The 24,175-nt window shown below is 62.4% G+C and carries 21 protein-coding genes and 1 tRNA gene; 16 read left to right on the plus strand and 6 right to left on the minus strand.

Annotated elements, in window-relative coordinates:
- Positions 1 to 407: 407 nt before the first annotated feature.
- The 12 genes from L6D64_RS15925 (at position 408) to L6D64_RS15980 (ending at position 14,564) form a co-directional block, all read left to right on the plus strand.
- Complete coding sequence (locus tag L6D64_RS15925; protein WP_176506986.1) at positions 408 to 1,433, plus strand: TauD/TfdA family dioxygenase; 1,026 nt, start codon at positions 408 to 410, stop codon at positions 1,431 to 1,433.
- Positions 1,434 to 1,463: 30 nt separating this feature from the next.
- On the plus strand, positions 1,464 to 2,249 hold the full coding sequence (locus L6D64_RS15930) for a sulfite exporter TauE/SafE family protein (RefSeq protein ID WP_176506988.1): 786 nt from the start codon (positions 1,464 to 1,466) through the stop codon (positions 2,247 to 2,249).
- 20 nt (positions 2,250 to 2,269) lie between these two features.
- Positions 2,270 to 3,031, plus strand: a complete 762-nt coding sequence (locus L6D64_RS15935; RefSeq protein WP_176506990.1) for an SDR family NAD(P)-dependent oxidoreductase — start codon at positions 2,270 to 2,272, stop codon at positions 3,029 to 3,031.
- A 374-nt stretch (positions 3,032 to 3,405) separates the two neighbouring features.
- Positions 3,406 to 4,275: a DMT family transporter gene (locus L6D64_RS15940; protein ID WP_236192503.1), complete on the plus strand. Its 870-nt coding sequence runs from the start codon at positions 3,406 to 3,408 to the stop codon at positions 4,273 to 4,275.
- Between the two features lie 196 nt (positions 4,276 to 4,471).
- Positions 4,472 to 4,945 carry a hypothetical protein gene (locus tag L6D64_RS15945; RefSeq protein ID WP_176506991.1) on the plus strand — a complete coding sequence of 158 codons (474 nt, stop codon included), beginning with the start codon at positions 4,472 to 4,474 and terminating at the stop codon, positions 4,943 to 4,945.
- A gap of 420 nt (positions 4,946 to 5,365) precedes the next feature.
- Positions 5,366 to 8,434: a formate dehydrogenase-N subunit alpha gene (gene fdnG, locus L6D64_RS15950; protein ID WP_176506993.1), complete on the plus strand. Its 3,069-nt coding sequence runs from the start codon at positions 5,366 to 5,368 to the stop codon at positions 8,432 to 8,434.
- On the plus strand, positions 8,434 to 9,384 hold the full coding sequence (fdxH, locus tag L6D64_RS15955; RefSeq protein WP_176506994.1) for a formate dehydrogenase subunit beta: 951 nt from the start codon (positions 8,434 to 8,436) through the stop codon (positions 9,382 to 9,384). The genes fdnG and fdxH overlap by 1 nt, the downstream gene beginning before the upstream one ends.
- A complete protein-coding gene (locus L6D64_RS15960; protein WP_176506996.1) occupies positions 9,381 to 10,037 on the plus strand; it encodes a formate dehydrogenase subunit gamma in 657 nt (218 codons plus the stop codon). Before fdxH ends, L6D64_RS15960 begins: the two co-directional genes overlap by 4 nt.
- Positions 10,038 to 10,041: 4 nt before the next feature.
- A complete protein-coding gene (gene fdhE / locus L6D64_RS15965; RefSeq protein WP_176506997.1) occupies positions 10,042 to 10,962 on the plus strand; it encodes a formate dehydrogenase accessory protein FdhE in 921 nt (306 codons plus the stop codon).
- Between the two features lie 153 nt (positions 10,963 to 11,115).
- Positions 11,116 to 12,543 (plus strand): L-seryl-tRNA(Sec) selenium transferase, encoded by a 1,428-nt coding sequence (gene selA, locus L6D64_RS15970; protein WP_176506999.1) that lies wholly within the window; start codon positions 11,116 to 11,118, stop codon positions 12,541 to 12,543.
- Positions 12,540 to 14,462 carry a selenocysteine-specific translation elongation factor gene (selB, locus tag L6D64_RS15975; protein ID WP_176507001.1) on the plus strand — a complete coding sequence of 641 codons (1,923 nt, stop codon included), beginning with the start codon at positions 12,540 to 12,542 and terminating at the stop codon, positions 14,460 to 14,462. The genes selA and selB overlap by 4 nt, the downstream gene beginning before the upstream one ends.
- A gap of 6 nt (positions 14,463 to 14,468) precedes the next feature.
- Positions 14,469 to 14,564, plus strand: a tRNA-Sec gene (locus tag L6D64_RS15980).
- 10 nt (positions 14,565 to 14,574) lie between these two features.
- Here the strand turns inward: L6D64_RS15980 and L6D64_RS15985 are convergent.
- Positions 14,575 to 15,561 (minus strand): asparaginase, encoded by a 987-nt coding sequence (locus tag L6D64_RS15985; RefSeq protein ID WP_176507002.1) that lies wholly within the window; start codon positions 15,559 to 15,561, stop codon positions 14,575 to 14,577.
- Between the two features lie 72 nt (positions 15,562 to 15,633).
- A complete protein-coding gene (locus tag L6D64_RS15990; protein WP_176507004.1) occupies positions 15,634 to 17,076 on the minus strand; it encodes an alanine/glycine:cation symporter family protein in 1,443 nt (480 codons plus the stop codon).
- A 179-nt stretch (positions 17,077 to 17,255) separates the two neighbouring features.
- Here L6D64_RS15990 and L6D64_RS15995 point away from each other — a divergent pair, with 179 nt between their 5' ends.
- Entirely contained in the window at positions 17,256 to 18,065 is an 810-nt protein-coding gene (locus tag L6D64_RS15995) for a helix-turn-helix domain-containing protein (RefSeq protein ID WP_176507006.1), read from the plus strand.
- A 5-nt stretch (positions 18,066 to 18,070) separates the two neighbouring features.
- Here L6D64_RS15995 and L6D64_RS16000 read toward each other — a convergent pair whose 3' ends face one another.
- Complete coding sequence (locus tag L6D64_RS16000) at positions 18,071 to 18,880, minus strand: TSUP family transporter (protein ID WP_176507007.1); 810 nt, start codon at positions 18,878 to 18,880, stop codon at positions 18,071 to 18,073.
- A gap of 416 nt (positions 18,881 to 19,296) precedes the next feature.
- Between L6D64_RS16000 and L6D64_RS16005 the strand changes: the two genes are divergently transcribed.
- Positions 19,297 to 20,181, plus strand: a complete 885-nt coding sequence (locus L6D64_RS16005; RefSeq protein WP_176507009.1) for a sugar nucleotide-binding protein — start codon at positions 19,297 to 19,299, stop codon at positions 20,179 to 20,181.
- Positions 20,174 to 21,106: an NAD-dependent epimerase/dehydratase family protein gene (locus L6D64_RS16010; RefSeq protein ID WP_176507011.1), complete on the plus strand. Its 933-nt coding sequence runs from the start codon at positions 20,174 to 20,176 to the stop codon at positions 21,104 to 21,106. Before L6D64_RS16005 ends, L6D64_RS16010 begins: the two co-directional genes overlap by 8 nt.
- Before the next feature lie 29 nt (positions 21,107 to 21,135).
- Here the strand turns inward: L6D64_RS16010 and L6D64_RS16015 are convergent, their stop codons facing one another.
- Positions 21,136 to 21,579, minus strand: coding sequence for a winged helix-turn-helix transcriptional regulator (locus L6D64_RS16015; RefSeq protein WP_176507160.1), 444 nt, complete (start codon positions 21,577 to 21,579; stop codon positions 21,136 to 21,138).
- A 60-nt stretch (positions 21,580 to 21,639) separates the two neighbouring features.
- On the opposite strand from L6D64_RS16015, the gene L6D64_RS16020 reads away from it, so the two are divergent.
- A complete protein-coding gene (locus L6D64_RS16020; RefSeq protein WP_371870299.1) occupies positions 21,640 to 22,875 on the plus strand; it encodes an MFS transporter in 1,236 nt (411 codons plus the stop codon).
- Here the strand turns inward: L6D64_RS16020 and L6D64_RS16025 are convergent.
- Both L6D64_RS16025 and L6D64_RS16030 read right to left on the minus strand, forming a co-directional pair.
- Complete coding sequence (locus L6D64_RS16025; RefSeq protein WP_054886541.1) at positions 22,863 to 23,546, minus strand: OmpW/AlkL family protein; 684 nt, start codon at positions 23,544 to 23,546, stop codon at positions 22,863 to 22,865. The two genes, L6D64_RS16020 and L6D64_RS16025, sit on opposite strands and share 13 nt — an antisense overlap.
- Positions 23,547 to 23,655: 109 nt before the next feature.
- On the minus strand, positions 23,656 to 24,171 hold the full coding sequence (locus L6D64_RS16030) for a DUF3299 domain-containing protein (RefSeq protein WP_176507014.1): 516 nt from the start codon (positions 24,169 to 24,171) through the stop codon (positions 23,656 to 23,658).
- Between the last annotated feature and the right edge of the window lie 4 nt (positions 24,172 to 24,175).

Genomic DNA, 24,175 nt, shown 5'->3' on the forward strand with positions numbered 1-24,175 from the left:
AATCTGCGAGAGCCCGGAAGCCTAGCACGAATGGTCTGATGCCAGTAATTGTGTTTTCTTACTGGTAAATTGCATCGATTAAATCGCTTCGATCTTACGGTATCCGGCTTTTCAGCTGATGGCCGCCAGTCGTGCAAGCTGGCTTTGATTGGGCGTTTTCATATCGAACTTGAAATAAATCTTCTTAAAATCAATAGGTTAATAGCGTAGAACCATTTGCGTGTTTGCGTCATCGATAAAATGCATTGAGTCGATGTTATTTTTGTAATTACAATGATTGAGTCGATTCAATGCGCAGGCCGTCCCCCGGCATGCTCGATCGTCCCGCTGTGACCGGCTTCATAAAACATCAACATCTGCCGACGACACCGACTGGCCTCAGCCAGCAACATGGAATATCACTGCAAATGGAAAGTGCACACCTGCATCAAGGCGCCGAGTTTCAAGCCTCACTGGAGATCCGTCTGCCCTGGGTCATCTCCAGCGCCTGGCAAACCCTGCTGAACAACACCCCGCTCGACTCCGAGACGAACAAAGAACTTTATCCGCAGCTCAAGGACCAGGCGCAGGACGTGTTGGGCAAGGCGCTGTGCCAACAGATCCATGGCTTTGTCGCGGATCCGTACCAGACCAGCATGATCGTGCGTAACTGCCCGCGTGACCGTGATATCCCGCCCACGCCATACTCGGGGGTGCTCAGTCCGCGCAGCACCCCGGTTGCGTGCCTGGTCAGCCTGACCATGCAGAGCCTGATGGGGATCAACCCTGTGGTGTACGAGGGCGAAAACGACGGCCGGCTGTTCCGCCATGTCATCCCGTCGCGCCATTCCTCCAGCCACAAGAGTTCCCATGGCTCGCGGCTGCGCTTCTCCTATCACGTGGACAACCCGGACCTGCCGCTGTCATCCGAGCCCCTCGGCGCCGCTTCGTGCTGCCCGGAGTACCTGTCGTTCTTCGGCATGCGCTGCGACCCGCGCATCAGTACCACGCTGGTCAGCCTCGATGCCGTGGTGGCGGCACTGCCCGCGACCACGGTGCGCGAGCTGTGCCTGCCACAATTCGAGATCCGCCGCCCGGACTCGTTCAGTGGCAACCGCCGTTGCACGGCCGAACTCCCGGTGCTGGTGCGTGGCCATGCCGGTGAGTGGTTGTGCCGTTTCGACAGCGAGAACACGCACGGTCTCAACCTGCGTGCCGAGCAAGCGCTGGCCAGCTTGCGCGGTGTGCTGGAAACCCGCCGCTTCGATGAACCGCACCTGCTGCTGCCGGGCGACTTCATGGTCTTCAAGAACCAGCGTGTGCTGCATGCCCGCGATGGCTTCGAGCCGCAGAACGATGGTGCTGACCGTTGGCTGCTGCGTCTGTTCGCGGTCAACGACCTTAACCGCGTGCATTTCGCCCGGGCCGACCATCCCTACGAAGTGCTCTCCTGAATTTTTTACTGACTCGACGGACGTACCGATATGGAACTGTTAGGCGCCTTCTGGGCGGAACACTGGTTGCTGGCGATCCTCATGCTGGGCGCTATTGCATTCGTTGCAGGCTTTGTCGACAGCATCGCCGGGGGAGGCGGGCTGTTCCTGGTGCCCGGCTTTCTGCTGGTGGGCATGCCGCCGCAGGTTGCCCTGGGGCAGGAGAAGCTGGTCAGCACCCTCGGCACACTTGCGGCCATCCGCAACTTCCTGGCCAACAGCAAGATGGTCTGGCAGGTAGCGCTGGTCGGGGTGCCGTTTTCATTGCTTGGGGCTTACCTGGGCGCGCACCTGATCGTGTCGATCCCGCAGGAACTCGTGGGCAAGATCATCCTGGCGCTGATCCCGTTCGGCATCCTCATCTTTCTTACCCCCAAAGACCGCCCGGTGGCAGAGCGTGAGCTGTCGCCGCGCATGCTGTTCAGCGTGGTTCCGCTGACCTGCCTGGCCATCGGCTTCTATGACGGGTTCTTCGGCCCCGGTACCGGCAGCATGTTCATCATCGCGTTCCACTACCTGCTGCGCATGGACCTGGTGTCCAGTTCCGCCAATTCCAAGACGTTCAACTTCGCCTCGAACATCGGCGCGCTGGTGGCGTTCGTCATGGCGGGCAAGGTCGTTTACCTGCTGGCGCTACCGCTGGTGGCCTGCAACATCCTCGGCAACCACCTGGGCAGCGCCCTGGCCCTGCGCAAAGGCAATGAAGTGGTGCGCAAGGCGCTGGTGTTCTCGATGCTCTGCCTGTTTACCAGCCTGGGTGTGAAGTACCTGGCCTGACCCTTCCAAGGAGATAACTGATGAAAACTGCATTCGTGACCGGCGCGTCTTCGGGCTTTGGCCGGGCCATCTGCCGTACCCTGATCGGCAAGGGTTACCGTGTGATCGGCGCCGCCCGGCGCATGGACAAACTGCAAGCGCTGGAAGCCGAGTTGGGCGTCAACTTCATTGCGCTGGCGCTGGATGTCACCGATCCACTGTCGATCGAGGCGGCGTTCGATCAGGTCCGTGACGCCTCGCTGCAGATCGACCTGCTGGTGAACAATGCCGGGCTGGCGCTGGGCGTCGACCGTGCCCAGGCCAGCAGTAGCGCGAACTGGCAGCAGATGATCGACACCAACGTCACCGGCCTGGCCATGGTGACCCACAAGGTCCTGCCGCAGATGGTGGAAGCCGACAGCGGCATGATCATCAACATGGGGTCGATTGCCGGCACTTATCCGTACCCGGGCGGCAATGTGTATGGCGCCAGCAAGGCCTTCGTCCGCCAGTTCAGCCTCAACCTGCGCGCCGACCTCGCAGGCACCCGCGTGCGGGTGAGCAATATCGAACCGGGCTTGTGCTCGGGCACCGACTTCTCGGTGGTGCGCCTGAACGGTGATCTGGACGCTGTGCAAGCGCTCTACCGCGACGTGGAGGCCATCCTGCCGGAGGACATCGCCGCTACGGTGGCCTGGATTGCCGAGCAGCCGGGGCATGTGAATATCAATACCGTCGAGATCATGCCGGTGGCCCAGAGCAGCGCGGCGCTCAATGTGGCGCGTAATCTGCCGCGGTGTTGATGGCGTATGCAATGGCCTGACTGGGCCTAATCAACATTATCCTCAGCCCCAGCCGCCTCAAGCCCTCAGGAATGCGCAACCCGCCGTCTCCAGCGAGGCGGCTAATTAACCCAATGTTGTTCGCCAATGATGCAGTAAATTTCGGTGTAAGATTTTGGGAATGGCTTTGTAAGAAGTTTCCTATATTGACCTTTTGATGTTTATTGTTGTTTCAGCTGTATTGACTAATTCTGCTAGCTGAGTTGCTGAGATGGCAGTCTTATAAAGAAACGTCGGGATGTAAAGTTTAATCCCAATCAGGTGTTTGATTTTTGACATGATCCCGATTACTGTCTGGAGGGAAGCAGAGGGAAGTAATAATAAGGAACGTTACTGTGGACGTATTCATGGGCTTGTTAGCGGCGGCGTTCTGGGGAGCGACGGACTTTTTGGCCGGCGTGAACGCACGAGCGGTTGGGGTCAAGCGGGCGGTCTTTTTCGGGCAGTTACTGGGGCTTTTGTTAATGACGATCATTATCGTCATCTCTGCCAGCCAGTGGGAAAAGTTTATTGCTGCGCCATGGCGTGCAGTAGGGTTGGGCGTAGTAGCTTCTCTGTGTACCGTAGTGGGGGCGCTGGCGCTGTCGAAGGCTTTTGCTATTGGTAAAACTGCAGTTGTAGCCCCCTTGGTCACCTCGTATGGCGTTTTTACTACTCTGCTGGCGTGGCTGGGCGGTGATGCTCTGTCAGCTTGGCAAGTGAGCGGTATTCTCGTTTGCTTCTTCGGCGTTCTACTGGCCAGTCGCAGTGATCACGGAGGTGATTTCGAGCGTAAGACCACCAGTACCATATCTGTAGGGTTTGCCTTGTTAGCGGCCATGCTTTATGGCATCAGCTTCTGGATTCAAGGCAAGTTCGCCTTGCCAGCGCTAGGGCCGGTGAACATGCTGGCGCTGGGCTATGCAGTGGGAGTCCTGTTTCTCATCCCTGAAACCTTCAGGTTACTGCGGGACCACACGACGATGAGGTTGAAGACCTTTGGCTCACTGTGCGGCGCCAGTTTTTTCAACCTGGGCGGGTTCTCCGCGTTCTCCTGGGGTGCGCTCAATGGCTCGGTTTCTGTCGTCACTGTCATCAGCACCTTATCGGGCGGCATTGCCGCGATACTCGGGTACTTCTTTTATCGCGAGCGGCTGTCGGCCATTCAAATTGGTGGGGTTAGTCTGGTGTTGTTCGGGGCTGTGCTTCTACATCTTTACGGGTGACATTTTCGTAGGGCACCTCAGCAAAATGTGTGAGGGCCTCTAAGTGATTGCCACGAATCTTGAAGCATGCGCCTGGATGCGAGACTGACGCATTCGAGTTGCATGTTTAAGTGTTGTAGGATATTTCTGAAATTGGTTTTATGCCAACTATCTGTTGCCGCGATTGCTTAGTATCGGCCTTTTTAAGGAGTGGGCCATGCAAGCATCGGATAGCAATCTCGTGCAGGAAGTAAAGCTTCAGCCAGGCAAGCAGGATTATCAGGTACCCGGCTTTTCCAATGCCTATGAAGTCCACTCAGAAGAGTGCGCTGACAGGCGGCACGGTGCTGGTGTACTTATGGTTATAGGTATTGCTATAGCAGCATTGGGCCTTGGTATCTGGATGTTCGGTCCGTCGACCATTTACTACAACCGTCTTTCTGGGCCGAGCTTCATACAGCACATGCAGATTGCCCCTCATCTTGTGGTATCGGTGGGGGTTCTTTTCTTGGCCCTAGCCCAAAAAGTACGTGGTGAAGACCAGCTAAGCCAAGAGTTGTTTCTGCTTGCTCATTACAAGGTAATTGGCATTGATGGGAGTGACGCCAGAGAGCATGTCGACATACGCCATATAGCAGAGGATGACTTCAACATTTCATTGAGTACATCAAAACCGACGCCGGCGTTGTAGGAGCGCCCGTATGCGGCCCTAGATTTTCGGTTGTGCGTGAACAATGGCTGGGGCTGCCATGCAGCCTTTCGCCACACAGAGTCGCTACAGAACGCTTGAGGTCAGCTTCGAGCTGCAATGCTCGCGACCGCCTGGCACAGGCGTTACTGGCCAGAAACAAACGTAGGAGCGGGCGCAGCTCGCGATGCGCCGCGCGGGCGGCGCTCGCTCTCACAGGCGCTACAGAACTCAAGCCATACACCCAGCAGCCTCAACGCAACCCCCAGACACAATCAATCCTCACACCTCCTGACCCATGTCATCGCACCTTCGCGATTCTTGACTAGTCTTACCCATTGGCGGCCATCAATTGGCCGCCACCGTGACTACCAAGAGGCGCCGGCCATGTTCCGTGCGTTCAAACCTGATCAGGAGTGCACGATGGATCTCAACCGTCGGCAGTTCTTCAAGGTCGCCGCTGTCGGCCTTGGAGGCTCGAGCCTGGCGGCGTTGGGCATGGCCCCGACGCCGGCCTTCGCCGAGCAGGTGCGTCACTTCAAGCTGGCGCATACGAAGGAAACCCGCAACACCTGCCCCTACTGCTCGGTCGGCTGCGGCCTGATCATGTACAGCCAGGGCGATGCGGGCAAGAACGTCAAGCAGAACATCATCCACATCGAAGGCGACGCCGATCACCCGGTCAACCGTGGCACCCTGTGCCCCAAAGGTGCCGGCCTGCTCGACTTCATCCACAGCCCCAGCCGCCTCAAGTACCCCGAGGTGCGCAAGCCGGGCAGCAATGAGTGGGTGCGGGTCAGCTGGGACGAGGCGCTCGACCGCGTTGCCGACCTGATGAAAAAGGACCGCGACGCCAACTTCATCGAGAAGAACGCCCAGGGGCAAACGGTCAACCGCTGGCTCACCACCGGTTTCCTCGCTGCTTCCGCCGCCTCCAGCGAGGCAGGCTACCTGACCCACAAGGTCGTTCGCGCTACAGGCATGCTGGGGTTCGACAACCAGGCACGTGTCTGACATGGCCCGACGGTGGCAAGTCTTGCCCCGACGTACGGCCGTGGCGCCATGACCAACCACTGGTCCGATATCGCCAACGCGAATCTGGTCCTGGTGATGGGTGGCAACGCAGCAGAAGCGCACCCGTGCGGCTTCAAATGGGTGACCGAAGCCAAGGCGCACAACCAGGCGCGGCTGATCGTGGTCGACCCCAGGTTTACCCGTACCGCTTCGGTGGCGGACTACTACGCGCCGATCCGTACCGGTACCGACATCGCCTTCATGGGCGGGCTGATCAATTACCTGCTGAGCAATGACAAGATCCAGCACGAGTACGTGCGCAACTACACCGACGTGTCGTTCATCGTCAAAGCAAACTACGGCTTCGAGGACGGGCTGTTCAGTGGCTACGACGAGGCCAAGCGCGTGTATGCGGATAAATCCGGCTGGGGCTACGAGCTGGGCGAGGACGGTTTCGCCAAGGTCGACCCGACCCTGCAGCATCCGCGCTGCGTGTACCAACTGATGAAGCAGCACTACAGCCGTTACACCCCGGAACTGGCCAGCATGACCTGCGGCATGCCGCAGGACGCCATGATGAAAGTCTGGGAAGAGATCGCCACCTGCTCGGTACCGGGCAAGACCATGACGATCCTCTACGCACTCGGCTGGACGCAGCACTCCATCGGCGCGCAGATCATCCGCAGTGCGGCCATGGTCCAGCTGCTGCTGGGCAATGTCGGCATGCCGGGTGGTGGGGTCAACGCCCTGCGCGGGCACTCCAACATCCAGGGCCTGACCGACCTCGGCCTGCTGTCCAATTCGTTGCCGGGTTACCTGACCTTGGCAGGCGACGCCGAGCAGGACTACGCCGCCTATATCGACAAGCGCGCTTCCAAGCCGCTGCGCCCGGGGCAGCTGTCGTACTGGCAGAACTACGGCAAGTTCCACGTCAGCCTGATGAAGGCCTGGTACGGGCCGAACGCGACGGCGGAAAACAACTGGGGCTATGACTGGCTACCCAAGCTCGATGTGCCGGCGTACGACGTGCTGCGCATGTTCGAAATGATGAGCCAGGGCAAGGTCAACGGCTACATGTGCCAAGGCTTCAACCCGATCGCTGCGCTGCCGGACAAGAACCGCGTCACCGCCGCTCTGGGCAAGCTCAAGTGGCTGGTGATCATGGACCCGCTGGCCACCGAAACCTCGGAGTTCTGGCGCAACGCCGGGCCGTTCAACGATGTCGACACGGCCAATATCCAGACCGAGGTGATCCGCCTGCCCACCACCTGTTTCGCCGAGGAGGACGGTTCCCTGGTCAACAGCAGCCGCTGGCTGCAGTGGCACTGGAAGGGCGCCGACGGCCCGGGCGAGACCCGCACCGACGTGCAGATCATGAGCGAGTTGTTCATTCGCCTGCGCCAGCGTTATCAGGCCGAAGGCGGGGCCTATCCAGACGCCATCATGAACATCCACTGGCCGTACAAGATTCCTGAAGAGCCCTCACCGGAGGAGCTGGCCAGGGAGATGAACGGCTGGGCAGTGACTGATGTCACCGACCCGACCGGTGCGGTCGTCAAGGCTGGCCAGCAACTGTCCGGCTTCGGCCAGCTCAAGGATGACGGCAGTACCGCCTCCGGCTGCTGGATTTTCGCCGGCTGCTGGACCGAGCAAGGCAACCAGATGGCCCGCCGCGACAACAGCGACCCGTATGGCATGCACCAGGTGCAGAACTGGGCCTGGGCCTGGCCGGCCAACCGCCGCATCCTCTACAACCGCGCATCCAGCGACCCGCAAGGCAAGCCGTGGGACCCAGACAAAAAGCGCCTGGTGTGGTGGAACGGCAAGGCCTGGACTGGCACCGACGTGCCTGACTTCAAGGTCGACTCGCCACCCGAGGCGGGGATGAACCCGTTCATCATGAACCCCGAAGGTGTGGCGCGGTTCTTCGCCATCGACAAGATGGCCGAAGGCCCGTTCCCCGAGCACTACGAGCCGTTCGAGACGCCGATTGGCATCAACCCGCTGCACCCGCAGAACAAGAAGGCCACCAGCAACCCGGCAGGGCGGATCTTCGATTCGGTGTGGGACACCCTTGGCAAGCACGAGGAGTTCCCCTATGCGGCGACCACTTACCGGTTGACCGAGCACTTCCACTTCTGGAGCAAGCACTGCCGCCTCAATGCCATCGCCCAGCCCGAGCAGTTCGTCGAGATCGGCGAGGTGCTGGCCAACGAAAAAGGCATCAAGGCCGGTGACCGGGTGCGGGTGTCGAGCAAGCGTGGTCACATCGATGCGGTGGCGGTGGTGACCAAGCGGATTCGCCCGCTGCAGGTCAACAACCAGACGGTGCACCAGATCGGCATTCCGCTGCACTGGGGCTTCACCGGGACCACGCGGCATGGCTACCTGACCAACACCCTGGTGCCGTTCCTCGGTGACGGCAACACCCAGACGCCAGAGTCCAAGTCGTTCCTCGTCAAAGTGGAGAAACTCTGATGGCCAGCCAAGACATCATCGCCCGCTCGGCCACCACTACCGTTCCGCCTTCGGTACGCCAGCTGGACGAGGTCGCCAAACTGATCGACACCACCAAGTGCATCGGTTGCAAGGCCTGCCAGGTGGCGTGCTCGGAGTGGAACGAACTGCGTGACGAGGTCGGCCACAACCACGGCACCTATGACAACCCCCAGGACCTCACCGCCGAAACCTGGACCCTGATGCGCTTCACCGAGCACGAGCGCGACGACGGCAACCTGGAGTGGCTGATTCGCAAGGACGGCTGCATGCACTGCGCCGAGCCGGGCTGCCTGAAGGCCTGCCCAAGCCCGGGCGCGATCATCAAGCACGCCAACGGCATCGTCGACTTCAACCAGGACCACTGCATCGGCTGTGGCTACTGCATCACCGGCTGCCCGTTCAACATCCCGCGCATCTCGCAGAAGGACCACAAGGCGTACAAGTGCACCCTGTGTTCCGACCGCGTGACCGTGGGCCTGGAGCCGGCCTGTGTGAAGACCTGCCCGACCGGGGCGATCGTGTTCGGCACCAAGGAGGAGATGAAGGTGCATGCCGCCGAGCGTATCGTCGACCTCAAGTCACGCGGCTTCGAGCAGGCCGGGCTGTACGACCCGGACGGTGTCGGCGGCACCCACGTGATGTATGTACTGCACCACGCCGACACACCGAAGCTGTACGCCGGCCTGCCGGACCAACCGGTGATCAGCCCGCTGGTGGGCTTGTGGAAGGGCTTCACCAAACCGCTGGCGCTGTTGGCGATGGGGGCGGCGGTGCTGGCCGGGTTCTTCCATTACGTGCGGGTTGGGCCGCAGCGGGTGGAGGACGACGAGCAGCCCACAGCGCCGAACGACAGCGTGCACCAGGTGGACCCGTCGGTCCATGTCTATGATCCGACCAAGCCCGGCGGGCAAGGGGAGCAGCGGCCATGAACGACAACAAACCGATCCTGCGCTACAACGCCAATGAGCGGACCAACCACTGGATCGTCGCCATCCTGTTCATGACGGCAGGTCTTTCCGGGCTGGCATTGTTCCATCCGGCACTGTTCTGGCTCAGCCATCTGTTTGGCGGCGGGCCATGGACACGCATCCTGCACCCGTTCCTGGGCGTGGCGATGTTCGTGTTCTTCCTTGGCTTGGTGTTCCGTTTCTGGCGCGCCAACTTCATCACCGCCAACGACCGCCTGTGGCTGCGCCGCGTGGACCGGGTGATGCTGAACCAGGAGGAGGGCGTGCCGCCGATCGGCAAGTACAACGCCGGGCAGAAGCTGCTGTTCTGGACCCTGCTGGTGTGCATGCTGGTGTTGTTGCTCAGCGGCGTGGTGATCTGGCGCGCGTATTTCAGCCAGCTGTTCGGTATCGAGGTCATTCGCCTGTCGGCGCTGGCCCATGCACTGGCGGCGTTCGTGCTGATCCTCAGCATCATCGTGCACATCTACGCCGGTATCTGGATCAAGGGCTCGATCGGCGCCATGCTGCATGGCGGGGTCAGCCGCGCCTGGGCACGCAAGCACCATGAGTTGTGGTACCGCGAAGTGACCGGCGACAAGACGCCGGGCAATCACGGACGGAAAGAAGGATGAGCGCTTGAGCACGATACTCGAACCCGGGCAGATCGAAGCGTCGGCAGTGATGCCGCCGTTTCTGCACCTGCCGCCTGCCAATCTGTTTGCACTGCGCGCAGCGCGTCTGGAGCACTTGGCTGAGGGCAATGCCCTTGGCGATTACCTGCGGCTGATCGCTCAACTGTGCCGCGTCCAGCAGCAGCTTGTGGATAACCCTCCTGGTGGGTTGCCGGTGGCTGAGGAACGTCAGCGCCTGTGCATAAGTCATGGCCTGCCACCGCTGGCAGCTGACAGCCTGGTGCGTGAAGGGCCGTGGCTGGTCTGGTTGCAGGCCTTGCTGATGCACTTGGACAGTGAGGCCAGTGGCGCGCTGGGCGAGGCGTTGCAAGCCCTGCGCGACAGTGAGGATAGTCAGCGCAAGGGCTGGGGTATTGCCTTGCTCGCTGGCCAGTATGATGCGGTGCCGGCGGCGCTGGTGCCGTTCATTGGCGCCGCCTTGCAGGCCGCCTGGTCGAGCTGGTTGCTGGCGCTGCCAGCCCCCGAGCTGAAGCCCGCCGGTAGTCTGGCGCAGTGCCCGGCCTGCGGTTCGCCAGCGATGGCGGGGGTGGTGCGCAACCGTGGCAAGCACAACGGTCTGCGTTACCTGGCCTGTTCGCTGTGTGCCTGTGAGTGGCATGTGGTGCGGGTCAAGTGCGTGTATTGCGAGTCGAGCAAGGATTTGCGTTACAGCAACCTCGAAGATGATCGCCATGCCCCGGGCAAGGCGCCGCTGCGCGCTGAATGCTGCCCGGGGTGTGAGAGCTACCTGAAACAGCATTATCTGGAGAACGATGCGGCGGCCGAGCCGCTGGCCGACGACCTGGCCAGCCTGGCGCTGGATATCCGCCTGGACGAGGAGGGCTTCCATCGCCTGGCACCCAACCTGATGCTCGCGCCCGGGTAGTGTCTACACTGTAATACCGAGTCGCCTGCTTCGCGGGTAAACCCGCTCCCACAAGGTGCCGCGCAAACCTGAAGGCTGGCGCGGGACCTGTGGGATCGGGTTTACCCGCGAAAGGGCCATCAAAGACAACGGATCAGTCCAAGGTAGTACTGCATGTCCTCCAGCCTAGCCAGCGACACCCCACGCTTGCCCTCCATCGACAACCTTCTGCGCCACCCGGCCTGCCTTGCACTGATCGACCGCCACGGCCGCGACATCGTGCTGGCCACCCTGCGCCAATTGCTCGATGACCTGCGCGACCCCGCCCGTCACGGCCAACTCGACGCCGCCGAACTGGCCGCTGAAATCCTCCTCGGGCGTGCTGGCGAACGCCTTTCGATCCAGCAACGCAGCCAGGTCCGCCGCGTATTCAACCTCACCGGCACCGTGCTGCATACCAACCTGGGTCGTGCGCTGCTGCCCGAGGAGGCCATCGAGGCCATGCAGACCGCCGCCCGCTATCCCCTCAACCTGGAGTTCGACCTGGCCACCGGCAAGCGCGGCGACCGTGATGACCTGATCGAAGGCCTGATCCGCGAACTGACCGGCGCCGAGGCCGTCACCGTAGTCAACAACAATGCCGCTGCCGTGCTGCTGGCGCTCAACAGCCTGGGTGCGCGCAAGGAAGGCATCATCAGCCGTGGCGAACTGATCGAGATTGGCGGTGCCTTCCGCATTCCCGACATCATGGCAAGGGCCGGGGTGAAGCTTCACGAAGTCGGCACCACCAACCGCACCCACGCCCGCGACTATGAAGCCGCCATCGGCCCGCGTACCGGCCTGCTGATGCGCGTGCACTGCAGCAACTACAGCATTCAGGGTTTCACCCATCAGGTACCGACTGCCGACCTGGCGCATATCGCTCACCAGCATGACTTGCCACTGCTCGAAGACCTCGGTAGCGGCAGCCTGCTTGACCTCACGCGCTGGGGCCTGCCCGCCGAACCGACGGTGCGCCAGGCCTTGGCCGATGGCGCCGATATCGTCACGTTCAGTGGCGACAAGCTGCTGGGCGGCCCCCAGGCCGGGATCATCGTCGGTCGCAAAGCCTTGATCGCCAGGATCAAGAAGAACCCGCTCAAGCGCGCACTGCGGGTCGACAAGATCACCCTCGCCGCACTCGAGGCGGTGCTGGCGCTATACCGCAACCCCGACCGCCTGGCCGAACGCTTGCCGAGCCTGCGCCTGCTGACCCGCGGCCAGGCCGAGATCCAGGCCCAGGCCGAACGCCTGGCTCCCGAGCTCAAGGCGCACCTGGGTGAGCAATGGCAAGTCGGTGTCGAGCCGGCGCTGGGCATGATCGGCAGCGGCAGCCAGCCAGTGGCGCGGCTGCCCAGTGCAGCGCTGTGCCTGCGCCCGCTGGTGTCGAAGAAGCTGCGCGGGCGCAGCCTGCATGTGCTGGAGCGCGCCTTGCGCGACCTGCCGGTGCCGGTGCTTGGGCGCATCGCTGGCGACGCCCTGTGGCTCGACTTGCGCCAGCTCGACGATGAAGCCCAATGGCTGGCGCAGTTGCCGGCCCTGCAACTTGGGCCCGTGCAATGATCGTCGGCACCGCCGGCCACATCGACCACGGCAAGACCGCGCTGCTTCAGGCCCTGACCGGCCAGGCCGGGGACCAGCGCCAGGAAGAGCGCGCGCGTGGCATGACCATCGACCTCGGCTACCGCTACGTGGCGCTGGCCGAAGGGGCGGCCTTGACCGGCTTCATCGATGTGCCGGGCCATGAGCGGTTCATCCACAACATGCTGGCCGGCGCCCATGGCATCGACCTGGTGCTGCTGGTGGTGGCCGCCGACGATGGGGTGATGCCACAGACCCGTGAGCACCTGGCGATCATCCAACTGCTGGGGATTCCCCAGGCGCTGGTGGTGATCAGCAAATGTGACCGGGTCGAGCCCGCTCGTTTGGCAGAAGTGCAGGCGCAGGTCAGGGAGTTGCTGGCAGCGGGGCCTTATGCCAAGGCACGGCAGTTCCCCGTGTCGAGCATCACCGGGCAGGGTATCGAGGTGTTGCGTCGGGCCTTGCTGGAGGCCGAGGTGCGGGTGCGGCAGCGCAGCGCACGCGGGGGCTTTCGCCTGGCCGTCGATCGCGCCTTCGCCGTGACCGGTGCCGGGGTGGTGGTGACCGGCACGGCACTGGCCGGGCGTATCAGTGCCGGCGACACCTTGCTGCTGGGCAAGGCCGGCAAGCCGGTACGGGTGCGTGGCTTGCACGCGCAGAACCAGGTGGCGTTGGTGGCCGAGGCCGGCCAGCGGGTGGCGTTGAACATTAGCGCCGAGCGCCTCGCGGTAGAGCACGTGCACCGAGGCGACTGGCTGGTGCCGGAATGGCTGCATGCGCCCAGCGTGCGAGTCGATATCGAATTTTGCCTGCTTCCCGGTGAAACCCGCCTGTTCGAGCATTTCAGTGCGGTACATGTGCACCTTGGTACTCAGGATGTGACGGCACGGGTGGCTTTGCTCGAAGGTGAAACCCTGGCTGCCGGCCAGCGCATGTTTGCCCAGCTGCTGCTCAACGCACCGTTGCAGGCGGTACATGGAGACCGCCTGGTGCTGCGCGACCAGCGTGCCCAGCGCACCCTGGGCGGCGGCAAGGTGCTCGACCCGTTTGCGCCCAGTCGGCAGCGCCGTAGTGAACAACGCCTGCGCCAACTGCAGGTGCTGCGTGATGCCGATGGCCTGGAGGAGGCCCTGCCGGCCTTGCTCGCCAGTGCGCTTGGGGGGCTCGACCCGCAGCGCCTGGAGCGCCAGTTCAATCGCCAGCGCGATACCTGGCTGTTGCCCAATGACGCGATGGTGGTAGCCACGCGCCAAGGCCCGCTGCTGTTTTCCCAAGGCCAATGGCAAGCACTGAGGCAGCAGGTGCTGGAGCAGCTGGCGCGCTTCCATGAGCAGGAGCCTGACCAGCTCGGCCCGGACCGCGACCGCCTGCGCCGCTTCGCTGCCTTGCCGCTAGAGCGCCCGGCGTTTGTCAGCTTGCTCGATGAGCTGCTCAATGACGAAATGATCGCCAGCAGCGGTCCCTGGCTGCATCTGCCTGATCACAAGGTGCAGTTGAGCGCCGTCGACAGCGCGCTATGGGAGCGGCTGCAGCCGAAGTTGCTCGCAGGGGAATATGACCCACCTTGGGTCCGGACGCTGGCCACCGAAGAACAGTGCGCGGAGGCGGATGTGCGCCTGTTGCTGCGCAAGCTGGCCCGGCTGGGCCTGGTACATCAGGTGGTGCGCGACCTGTTCTATCCTGAGGTAACGCTAAGGCGCATGGCAGAGCTGCTGCTGCGGCAGGCCAACGACACGCCAGTAGTGCAGGTTGCTGCGTTTCGCGATATGTTGGGCATCGGTCGCAAGCGCAGTGTGCAGATTCTCGAATACTTCGACCGTATCGGCCTGACCCGTCGGGTGGCTGACCAGCGCTACATCCGCGCCGACAGCGCGCTGGCCCAACATCAGGCCAGGCACTGAGTTCAAGGAAGGCAATCGCGCCCGGTGGCGCGGCCGGGCTTCAAACCCGGTTGGGGACGGCAGCCGTTCCCGGGCAGGTTCGACTCCCGCTGCCTTCCGCCATTTTCCGGTTTCAGGCCCGCTCGCCGCAAAGGTCCAGCGCGAACCATTGCTCCACCGCGTCTACATCCAGCCCCGCACCCAGCAGCGCAAACATCTTGCCCAGCGCCGCTTCGCGGGTCATGCCGCCAGCACTGACCAGTCCAGCCGCGCGCAGGCGGTTGCCTGCCGCATAGGTATCGAACACGACCGAACCTTCGGGGCACTGGCTGATGGCAGCCAGCAGCACACCCCGCTGGCGCGCTGCACGCAGCACTGCCAGCAGCGCCTGATCATCCGACGGGCCGGTGCCACTGCCATAGCATTCCAGCAGCAATCCTTGCACACCGCTGTCGAGCAAGCCCTTCAGATGACCGGCTTGCAAGCCCGGATACACCGGCATCACCGCCAGGTTGACTGGCTGACGCTGCTGGCGATAGCTCAGGGCGGCAGGCAATTCGGCGGCACGCTCGCCTTCACGGTGGCGCGGCAGTGCAGCGAAGGCGTCGAAGGCCTCGCTGCGCAGCTTCGAAGCCCGGCAGCCATGCAGCAGCTGGCCATGGAAGTACAGCTGCACGCCCGCTTCCAGGCCCTGTTCGAGCAAGCGCAAGGCCCCGCACAGGTTGCCCCAGGCATCGCTGCCCGGCGCGCCAGCCGGCAGCATCGAGCCGGTCAGCAGTACCGGCACCGGCAGGCCCAGCAACAGGAACGACAGCGCTGCGGCGCTATAGGCCAGGCTGTCGGTACCGTGCAGCAGCAGCACGCCGTCATGGCCGGCGTCCACCGCCGCGACGATGGCATCGCGCATCGCCAGCCAGTTGTGCTGCTGCATGTTGGCGCTATCGAGCAGCGGGTTCATTTCCTGCAGTGTCCATTGCACCTGGGGTGCGTCGGTCAACTGGGCCAGGTGTTCGCGCATCCGCGCGTCGAAGCCGCCAGCCGGCGCCAGGCCCTCGGCGGTTTCGAGCATGCCGATGGTGCCACCGGTGTAGAGCACGAGAAGATTCTTGACAGCACGCATGGAAAGCATCCGTAGCGGTGAGCGGAGGTGAAGCAGCCGCCCACGGACGGGGCGGCCAGGCAGGGGAGGATATCAGCGCTGCGTCTGAACTTGGCCAGCGGCCGCGTCAGTGGCGGTTTCCGCCTGCGGATTGGCAGGCCAGGCGTTACGGTCCAAATCCAGGTCGGCGAATTTCGACGAATCGAACACCGGCTGCTGGATACCGGCCTTGCGCTGTTCGTCGTAGTCGCGCATTACCCGCAGGCCGACTTTGAACAGCAGCGCCAGGGCCACCAGGTTGACGAAGGCCAGGCAGGTCATGGTGATGTCGGCGAAGGCGAATACGGTCGACAGATCCTGCATCGAACCCCATACCACCAGCGCCAGCACCAGGGCGCGGAATACCAGCAGCACTACGCGGTTGCGGCTGAGGAACTGCAGGCTGTTTTCACCCAGGTAGTAGTTGTAGAGGATGCAGGTGAACACGAACAGCGACAGTGCCACGCTGACGAACAGGCGGCCCCAGTCACCGACCACGGCGGCCAGCGAGTTCTGGGTCAGGACGATGCCGTCACCTTCGAAGCCCGGGGTGTAGAAGCCCGACAGCAGGATCAGCAGCGCGGTGCAGGTGCAGATCACGAAGGTGTCGAGGAACACGCTGAACGCCTGGACCACGCCCTGGGCGCCCGGGTGTTTCACGGCGGCCACGGCAGCCACGTTTGGCGCACTGCCCAGGCCTGCTTCGTTGGCGAACACGCCACGCTTGACGCCCATGACGATGGCGCTGCCGAGCAGGCCACCGAACGCCGGGTCAAGGCCGAATGCGCTCTTGAAGATGGTTTCCAGCATGGCCGGCACGTGTTCGATCTGGGTGCCGATCACGTACAGGGTCACGCCGATGTAGGCCAGAGTCTTGACCGGTACCAGCAGGTCGGACACTGCGGCAATGCGCTTGATGCCACCGATGAAGGTGATGGCCAGCAGCACGGCAAGGACGATGCCGGTGTGCTTGGGGTCGAAGGCGAAGGCATTCTGCAGCGAGTGGGTCACGGTGTACGACTGCAGGCCGATGAAGGCGAAGCCATAGGTGACCAGCAGCAGGATCGAGAACACGATGGCCATGCTCTTGAGCTTCAGGCCGTGCTGGATGTAGTAGGCCGGGCCGCCACGGTACAAGCCGTCGCCGTCAGCGCGCTTGTAGACCTGGGCCAGGGTGCATTCGAAGAAACTGCTGGCCATGCCGACCAGGGCAGTGACCCACATCCAGAACACCGCGCCTGGGCCACCCAGGGTCACGGCGATACCGACACCGGCGATGTTACCGGCGCCAACGCGGCCGGCGAGGCTCAGCATCAGGGCCTGGAAGGAGCTCAGCTGGCCTGCCTGGCCACGCAGCGATTCCTTGAATACAGCAAACATGTGGCCGAAGTGGCGGAACTGGACGAACCGCGAACGGATGGTGAAGTAACCGCCGAGACCGACGATCAGCACGATGAGGAGTTTTCCCGAAAGGAAATCGTTGAGTGCTTCGAGCATTGGAAAATGACCTCGATTCTTATTCTTCGCATGGAATGAACAGCGGACGGCAGGCGTATCGCTATTCGTTGGCGCGCATGGTTGGCCATGACAAAGGTGGTTACAATTTCGCGGGTTGCTCTAATTTGGTGCGACTTGATGCTACACTGGCGTCAATCGCGTCACCCGAGCCCCTAAGCATGAGCGATCATTTCGCTACCAACCTCAAACTGGCCTGCAGCCATTACCGCTCTATCTCCGAAGTTTGCCGCCAGCTTTCGATAAACCGCGCGCAATTCAACAAGTACCTGAGCGGGCAGAGCCGTCCGACGGCTTACAACCTCAAGCGCATCGGTGATTTCTTCGGCGTTGAAGATTACGAGCTGAACTTGCCGCCTGAGCAGTTCAGCCGCCTGATCGGTGCACGTGCGGCGACACCGGCCGAGCAGAGCGGTGACCCGATCAGCGAACTGTTCCGCCCGCTGCACGATCACGCGGGTAACCTGTCGCGTTATTGCGGCTACTACCTGGAATACTCCAACTGCATGTCCGTCCCGGGCACCATCCTGGTGTCGTTGGTGCACCTGTGGGAGGAGCGTGGCCGCTATCTGTTCGAGCGCCAGGAACGCCAGGAGCGCTCCAGTGCCACCGACCCCCATGCCGAGGTGCGCTGCCGCTACCTGGGGGCGGCGTTCCAGCTGCAGGACCGGATGTTCCTGGTCGACTACGAATCCTTGACCTTCAACGAGATGAGCCAGACCATCCTCATCCCCAGCTTCAAGAGCCGCATCACCCGCCTGAACGGCCTGAAGGCCGGGGTCTCCAGCGGCGACCGGCGCAACCCGGCCTGCACCCGGGTGGTGTGGGAGTACCTGGGGGAGGAGATCAACCGCATCAATGCCTATCGGCAGGTGAGGTTGTACCAGCCGGATGATCCACGGATCGATGACGATGTGCGTGAGCGGTTGAGTGTGGGGCCGTTGCGTAACAGCTTGTTTGAGATTGAGTGAAACATCTAGCGCAGCGCTGTGTAAGCGCGCAGCCATTCAGCTACCGGATGACCATCACCCAGCAACAACTTCACGGCCATCAGGCAACACACTGTGATCAACAGTGGTTTGATCAGTTGCGGCCCGAAGAAGAGGGCGCAACGAGCGCCGAGTTGAGCGCCGAGTTGAGCGCCGAGGATGGCGCAGGCTGCCATGGCCAGCGCCAAAGGCCATATGATGGCCCCACCGAAGGCAAACACCGACAATGCTCCAAGGTTGCAAGATGCATTGAGCAGTTTGCTGCTACAGATTGCCTGCATGAGAGGCTGCCCCAGCAGCAGTGTGAAGGCGACCATGAAGAATGAACCGGTACCCGGGCCAAAGATCCCGTCATAGAAACCAATGCCTGGAGCAACCACGAGCGTAAAGTAGAAATACGACAGCCGCCGTTTGCGGTCCTGATCTTCAAGCTTGGGGCTGAGTGCAAAGTAGGCAGCGACTGCTATCAGCAAGAACGGCGCAGTTGCTTCCAGGACCGCTCTGTCGAGCAAGCTGATCGATAAGGCCCCTGCCGCACCACCTGCGAATGACAGCAAAGCCATTGGCCAGTCTGTTCGCCATTGGATCATTCGCTTGCGGGCGAACGCCCAGACTGCTGAAGAACTGGCCGAGGAGGCCTGGAACTTTTTGGTAGCCATTGCTGCCAGCGGATCGACTCCAGCAATGAATAACGCCGGAAGCGTGAGTAAACCACCGCCGCCTGCGATGGCGTCGAAGAAGCCTGCCAGCAATGCAGTGACGGCAAGGATCAACAAAGTTGAAGTTTCGATTTCCATACTTGGTTATCCAGCCTTATCCGCGAACGACCAGTGGGTCTGATTGAAGCACCAGAGGCTCCGTGTGTGGTGCATATGCAAACAGCCGAACCAGAAGCCTCCTGTGATCAAGAATGGTGTCCCGAGAATGCAAGCTGAAATGAGCAACATCGTTTAATGCTTCGCTATAGCTCCCTGTCATTGTTTTGTCCTTGTCTGCAGGGATTCGGTGAAACTTTCGAAGATACGGAAGCTATTTAGGCAACTTTTTTGATGTTGGATGCAGGACCTGGCCACTCGAAGGTGTAGGAACTTTCCTGCGAGGTGGTGGCTCCGAGGCGCATTAGTAGCAGCGCACCCTAGGGTTGGACTTCCCCGCCCGGAAACCGCAAAATGACTCCTTTCCTTCTATCAACCTGTTCGGATCTGCTGACTCTATGCGTATGCGCCTGATGCTGTTGGGTGGTGGCAATGCCCTTGGGCAAGCGCTGATTCGTCTCGGGGCCGAGGAGGACATCGCATTCCTGGCACCGCGCCCGCCGGAGAGCGGCTGGGCGCCGGCCAGCCTCACTCAGCTGCTTGACGATCATCGCCCCGATGCCTTGGTCAACCTGGCCTATTACTTCGACTGGTTCCAGGCCGAGTCGGTCAGCGACCAGCGCCTGGCCCAGCAGGAGCGGGCGGTAGAGCGGCTGGCGGAGTTGTGCCAGCACCACCAGATCACCCTGGTGCAGCCTTCCAGCTACCGGGTGTTCGACGGTTCGCGGGCCACGGCCTACAGCGAAAAGGACGAACCGGTCCCCCTGGGCCAGCGGGGCCAGGCCTTGTGGCGTATCGAGCAGAGCGTGCGTGCGGCGTGCCCGCAGCATGTGCTGCTGCGCTTCGGCTGGTTGCTGGACGAAAGCATTGACGGTGCCTTGGGCCGCTTCCTGACCCGCGCCGAGCAACCCCAGGAACTGCTGCTGGCCGATGACCGCCGTGGCAACCCGACACCGGTCGACGACGCCGCGCGGGTGATCCTGTCGGTGCTCAAGCAGCTCGATTGCAGCGCGCCGCTGTGGGGCACCTACCACTACGCCGGTAACGAGGCGACCACGCCGCTGGCACTGGGCCAGGCGATTCTCAGCGAGGCCGGGCAGTACCGTCAGCTGGCCGTGCAGGCCCCGACCGCGCAGGCTCATGCCGCACGGCCGGATGCCAGCGAGGAGCCGCAGCACGCGGTACTGGCCTGCAAGAAAATTCTTCACACCTTCGGCATCAAGCCGCGTGCCTGGCGCGCTGGCTTGCCGCCACTATTGGATCGATTCTACCGCCATGGCTGATGCCCCCATCCTGATCACCGGCGGTGCCGGCTTCATTGGCTCCCACCTGTGCGATGCGTTGCTGGCCAAGGGCTATGCCGTACGTATTCTCGACGACCTTTCCACCGGCAAGCGCGAAAACCTGCAACTGGGCAACCCGCGCCTCGAGCTGATCGAAGGTGATGTGGCAGACGCCGCGCTGGTTCAGCGTGCCGCCGCCGGTTGCCGGGCCGTGGTCCACCTGGCCGCGGTGGCGTCGGTGCAAGCCTCGGTCGAAGATCCGGTGAAGACCCACCAGAGCAACTTCATCGGCACGCTCAACGTCGCCGAGGCCATGCGCGTGCATGGCGTGCGCCGCGTGCTTTTTGCATCGAGCGCAGCGGTATATGGCAACAATGGCGAAGGCGAGTCGATTGCCGAGGACACGCCCAAGGCGCCGCTGACGCCCTATGCCGTGGACAAGCTGGCCAGCGAGCAGTACCTGGATTTCTACCGCCGCCAGCATGGCCTGGAGCCGGTGATTTTCCGCTTCTTCAACATCTTCGGCCCGCGCCAGGACCCTTCCTCGCCGTATTCCGGGGTGATCAGCATCTTCAGCGAGCGGGCGGCCCAAGGCTTGCCGATCACTGTGTTCGGTGATGGCGAGCAGACCCGTGACTTCCTCTACGTCGGCGACCTGGTGCAGGTGATGGTGCAGGCGCTGGAGCAGCCGCAGGTGGAAGAGGGCGCGGTGAATGTCGGCCTGAACCAGGCGACTTCGCTGAACCAGATGCTCAAGGCGCTGGAGCAGGTGGTGGGCAGCTTGCCGGCGATCAGCTACGGCCAGGCGCGTTCGGGTGACATTCGCCATTCCCGGGCGGACAACCAGCGTTTGCTGGCGCGCTTCGACTTCCCGCAGCCGACCCCGATGGTCCAGGGCTTGGCCAAGTTGCTCGGCAAGGCCTGAGAGAGCCGGGGCCGCGGAGCGGCCCCAGCCTACCTATGCCGGACAACCTTGCGTAGGCAATCCTCCGCCGTGAGCAGCCGGCCATCTTCTGCTCGCACCTGTAGAATCCCGACTGGCCGCCCCTTGGCACTGTCCACCAGTTCAGACCGCGCTTCCCCCGGCTCGAACAGAAAGCGCTCCCCCCACTGGCGCAACCCCACCACGATCGGAAACACCGAGCGCCCTTTCTCGGTCAGCACATATTCCTTGTAGGCACTGCCATCCGACGCCGGCTGCAAAGCCAACAGCCCACTCTCCACCAGCCATTTCAGCCGTGACGCCAGGATGTTCTTCGCCAGCCCCAGGTTCTTCTGGAACTCGCTGAAACGGCGAAGGCCATCGAAGGCATCGCGCAGGATCATCAGCGCCCAGCGGTCACCCAGCACTTCCAGCGCCCGGGCCACGGGGCATCGAGCGTTCACTTCATCGAGCATGGCGGCACCTGCGTTGTTCATCTGGTTGCAGATTAAAACCACATTTGCTAAATATCCATCATGTGGTTTCAATTTGAAACCAGGCATGAAGGAGTCAGCCTGATGAATCGCTGGATAACCCTGTTGCTTGCCGCCACCTGTGCCATGGCCGTGGCCACGGTCTATTTCGCCCAACCTTTGCTCGATTCGATAGCCAGTGATCTGGGTGTGGCGCAGCAGCAGATCGGTTGGGTGGTCGGCGCAACGCAGGTGGGTTATGCCCTTGGGTTGATCCTGATCGTGCCCCTTGGCGACCTTGTCGAACGCAAGCGCCTGCTGCTGGGGCAGCTGCTGGTTGCCGCCCTGGCCCTGATCGGTGTCAGCCTGGCGCAGCAATGGCTGATTCTGCTGGCTGCTCTGGCCTTGGTCGGGCTCATGGCTGTCATGGTGCAAGTGATGGTCGCCCACGCCGCCACCCTGGCCACCCCGGCCAGTCAGGGGCAAGTGGTGGGCACGGTCACCAGCGGGGTGGTGCTGGGCATTCTGCTCGCGCGTCTGGTTTCCGGCGCACTCGCCGACCTGGCCGGATGGCGCAACGTGTACTTCGTGGCAGCAGCTGTGCTCACGCTGATGGCCGTGGTCCTCTGGCGCTGCCTGCCAGCCAGCCGGGTACCCGCGCAACGTCCAGGCTACCGGCAAGTGCTCGGTTCGTTGTTCACCTTGTACCGGCATGACAGCTTGCTGCGTCGGCGCGGCTTGTTCGGTTTGTTGATCTTCGCTGCCTTCAGTGTGCTGTGGAGTGCCATGGTGCTGCCCCTGAGTGCACCACCCAGGGCGCTCAGCCATACCGAGATCGGCCTCTTCGGCCTGGCAGGTCTCGCCGGCACCCTGGCAGCGTCGAGGGCCGGGCGGCTGGCTGATCTAGGGCAGGGCGAGCGCACCACTGGCCTGGCGCTGGCCTTGTTGACGCTGTCATGGCTGCCGACAGCCTTGCTCGGGCAATCGCTGACAGCGTTCGTGCTGGGTGTGCTGATGCTGGATTTCGCCGTGCAGGCGGTGCATGTCACCAACCAGAGCCTGTTGCTGGCGGGGCGTGGCGCGATGGCCAGCCGCTTGATCGGCGCTTACATGTGTTGCTACTCGGTCGGCAGCGGTTCAGGGGCGGTGCTGGCGAGCTGGGTGTATGCGCGCTGGGGCTGGACGGCGGTATGCGGGCTGGGGATGGCGATCAGTGCGCTGGCGCTGGGGTACTGGGCGTGGGGGCAACGAAAAAGGGCGACCGAAGCCGCCCTGCCGTGTTCAGGTCAGAATTTGTAGCCAAGGCCGACCATGTACACCCATGGGTCGACATCGACGTCGACCTTGGTCTTGCTGTAGCCCAATGCGGTTGGGCCGTTGACGCTGGCTTTGGTGTCGATGTCGACGTACCAGACCGAGGCGTTCACCAGCAGGTTGTCGGTGATCATGTAGTCCATGCCCAACTGGCCGGCGATACCGACCGAATCCTGCAGCTTGAGGTTGCTGAAGCCCTGTTGCTTGCGTTCACTGGTCAGGTCTTCGTCGAAGAACAAGGTGTAGTTGATGCCGACGCCGGCATAGGGCTGGAACTTGGAGTTAGGCTCCATCGGGTAGTACTGCACGGACAGGGTCGGTGGCAGCTGCTTGATGTCGGCCAGTTTACCGTCCAGCCCACCGCCCAGGCCCTTGACGCCTACGCTGTGCTTGAACGGGGTGGCGGCCAGCAGCTCCAGGCCGATGTGGTCGGTGAGCATGTAGGCGAAAGTCAGGCCCAGCTGGGTGTCACTGTCCAGGGTCGCCTTGGTGCCCGACACCTTGTTGCCGTCGAATTTCAGGTCGCCGCTGCTCTCGTTCGGGGCGGTGGTGATGGCACCGGCGCGGACGATGACATCACCCGCCTGGTGGGCGTGGGCAACAGGGGCGGCGAGCGCAAGGGCCACAAGCGAGGCGCCGAGCAAGGACTTGTTCATGGAAGCTCCCAAAGGACGTGAGTAATCGAGTAGTCCAATGGTACGGAGCTGGCCAAACGGAATGTTTGACCCAGCTCAAAGAAGCGTCGTCATGAATCCGACACAGTTCTCACTTGAGAACATAAGCGTATATTTTCTCCGCTTCCATCTGGTATCCGGCGTCGGCCAATTCGCTGCTGGAGGCTCTAACTTGCATCTTTCCCTCGATCCAGTAGGGCTGATAGAGGTCCTCCACGCGCACACCCATTTCGCTGAAAATGTGCACGATCTGGTTCGACGGTGGGGGAGGCACATGGATGCAGGCGCCGTAGTAAGGCACCAGCAAGAATTCCGTGGTGCGGCCTTCTTCACTCACCTCCAGCGGCACGATGTAGCCCGGGATCTTCACCTGCTGGCCATCGAGGCTTTTCACCACCGGGGCGTCGGGCGCCTGCTGGCGTGCCGGCGGGGCCGATTCGGCTGACAGCGCATCGCTCAACTGCGACATGTCGTGCAACGGTGCCAGTTGTGGCGGGATGACCGGCGCGCCTTCGGGGATCAGCGCAGGCCAGTCCAGTTCGCGCACCTCGTCCGCCCACACAGGGGCGGCGAGGAACAGGATCGATAACAGCAGTACGCGGAGCATGATG

Source organism: Pseudomonas urethralis (genome assembly GCF_021602465.1).
In the GTDB taxonomy this organism is placed as follows: domain Bacteria; phylum Pseudomonadota; class Gammaproteobacteria; order Pseudomonadales; family Pseudomonadaceae; genus Aquipseudomonas; species Aquipseudomonas vlassakiae.